Source organism: Streptomyces sp. NRRL B-24572 (genome assembly GCF_002156145.1).
In the GTDB taxonomy this organism is placed as follows: Bacteria; Actinomycetota; Actinomycetes; order Streptomycetales; family Streptomycetaceae; genus Streptomyces; species Streptomyces vietnamensis.
Map to the genome: position 1 here is coordinate 1 of NZ_MWIG01000191.1, position 1970 is coordinate 1970.

2 protein-coding genes and 1 pseudogene are annotated in these 1970 nt (G+C 70.6%); 1 reads left to right on the forward strand and 2 read right to left on the reverse strand.

All coding sequences use genetic code 11. The features are described 5' to 3' along the window. Positions 1-80: 80 nt before the first annotated feature. Together CCN56_RS12375 and CCN56_RS12380 are read right to left on the reverse strand one after the other, a co-directional pair. The gene (locus tag CCN56_RS12375) at positions 81-491 is read right to left on the reverse strand and encodes a RidA family protein (protein WP_086826434.1); all 411 of its coding nucleotides are present in this window, start codon (positions 489-491) and stop codon (positions 81-83) included. A gap of 312 nt (positions 492-803) precedes the next feature. Beyond that, positions 804-1541 carry a dienelactone hydrolase family protein gene (locus CCN56_RS12380; protein ID WP_086826436.1) on the reverse strand — a complete coding sequence of 246 codons (738 nt, stop codon included), beginning with the start codon at positions 1539-1541 and terminating at the stop codon, positions 804-806. 314 nt (positions 1542-1855) lie between these two features. Here CCN56_RS12380 and CCN56_RS44455 point away from each other — a divergent pair. Then, positions 1856-1970: pseudogene (locus tag CCN56_RS44455) on the forward strand (dienelactone hydrolase family protein); the annotation flags it as partial.

The following is a 1970-nucleotide window of genomic DNA, read 5'->3' on the forward strand; positions in this document are numbered from 1 at the left end:
CCTGGGTTTCGGCTCCGGTCAGGACCGGAGCCGAAACCCAGGCGGGACGGTTGGGCCCTCGGCAGGGACGGCCCGTCGGCTCAGGAATCAAGCACGGCGGCGATGGCTTCGATCTCCACGAGCTGGCCGTCATAGCCGAGCACGGTGACACCCATCAATGTGCTGGGCACGTCGTGGTCACCGAACGCGTCCCGGACGACCTCCCACGCCGTCACCAGGTCCTCCCGCCGGTGAGAGGCAACGAGAACACGGGTGCTGATGACATCGTGCAGTGACGCGCCCGAGTCCCTCAGAGCGGTCCGCATGTTCTCCACAGCCCTGGCCGTCTGCCCCGCGACGTCCCCGATCGCCGCGGTGGAGCCGTCCTCATTCAGAGGACATGCTCCGGCCAGGAAGATCAGCCGCGACTCGGCCGGGGCCGTGGCCGCGTAGGCGTACTCCGCGACATCGGACAGGGAGGCAGAGCGGATCAATGTGACAGCACGCGGCACGGGCTTCCTTCCGCAGCAGTTCCGGGACACTCAGGACCTTCTCAGAGGTCGACTCCGCGTTCGACGCATTTTCCCGGCCCGTCGACTCCCGTGATGGGCCACTGCGGTCAGCCGCCCAACGGATCTCACGTGATCGAAGAGACGCCCCTTCCCCCGTCGCCGTCATCCAGCGAGCCGGCCACGTGAATCCGGCCTTTACCGCGGCGGTTGCGAACGCGTCTCCGCGATCGAGCACCCGCCCTCCTGTGCTTCTGCCGTGCGGACTTGGGGGGAGGGGACCGTCAGCGCCCGGGGCCGGGATGCTCACCCGGGTCATGCCCCCGGATCCTCCGTCACGGGCAGGCACTCGGCGAGCAGGTCGACGACGTCGCGCCAGGCCCGCTGCGCGTGCCGTGGGTGGTAGCCGACGCCGGGGACCGCGGGGTGGTCGACCGGCGGGTGGTGGAAGGCGTGCAAGGCGCCGCCGTAGACCGTGAGGCGCCAGTCGACGCCGGCGGCCTGCATCTCGGCGGTGAACGCGTTCCGTTGCGCGGGCGGCATGATCGGGTCTTCCGACCCGACCCCGGCCCACACCGGGCAGCGGATGTGCGCCGCCTCGCCCGGTCGGCCCGTGGTCAGTGCGTTGACTGTCCCGATCGCGCGCAGGTCGACGCCGTCGCGCCCGAGTTCCAGCGCGACGGCGCCCCCGGTGCCGTAGCCGACGGCGGCGATCCGGTCGGGGTCGGTCCGCGGTTCGGTGCGCAACACCCCGAGTGCCGCATGGCCGATGCCCCGCATCCGGTCGGGGTCGGCGAGCAACGGCAGGCAACGGGCCAGCATCTCCTCGGGGTCGCCCAGATAGCGCCCGCCGTGAAGGTCGAAGGCCAGCGCCACGTATCCCAGCTCGGCGAGAGCGTCGGCCCGGCGGCGCTCGACGTCGCTGAGTCCCATGCCCTCCGGTCCGAGCAGCACCGCGGGCCGGCGGTCGACACCGGCCGGGAGCGCGAGGTGCCCGATCATCGTCAAACCGTCGGCCGGGTACTCGACCGTACACGTCGTGATCGTCGTCATGAGACTGGACCGTAGTGATCGTCGAGCCCGGTTCGGCCGGTGTTCCGCCGCTGGCAGAACAGCGTGCGTGTCCCTCGTGTCCCTCTGGAATACGGGGGCGAGCGCTCAGGGCTTCAAGCGCTTCGAGGAAGGGCGGGCCGTCTCCTTCCTCTTCACCGCGGAGCGAGGGCGGACGGGTACGCAGGCCACCGAGGTCCGCTTCGCACAGCCCCCCGGGGTCGCCGGCTTCAGCAGCTCCCTTCGGCTCCGGCAGATGCGAAGTGCGGTTCACCCGGCTGGAACCGGCGGGGATGGTTCCACTACGGTCCAGTCTCATGACGACGATCACGACGTGTACGGTCGAGTACCCGGCCGACGGTTTGACGATGATCGGTCACCTCGCGCTCCCGGCCGGTGTCGACCTCCGGCCCGCGGTGCTGCTCGGACCGG

Coding starts and splice junctions, on each gene's coding strand:
- CCN56_RS12380 (WP_086826436.1), bottom strand. CDS start 1,541: ATGACGACGATCACGACGTGTACGGTCGAGTACCCGGCCGACGGTTTG.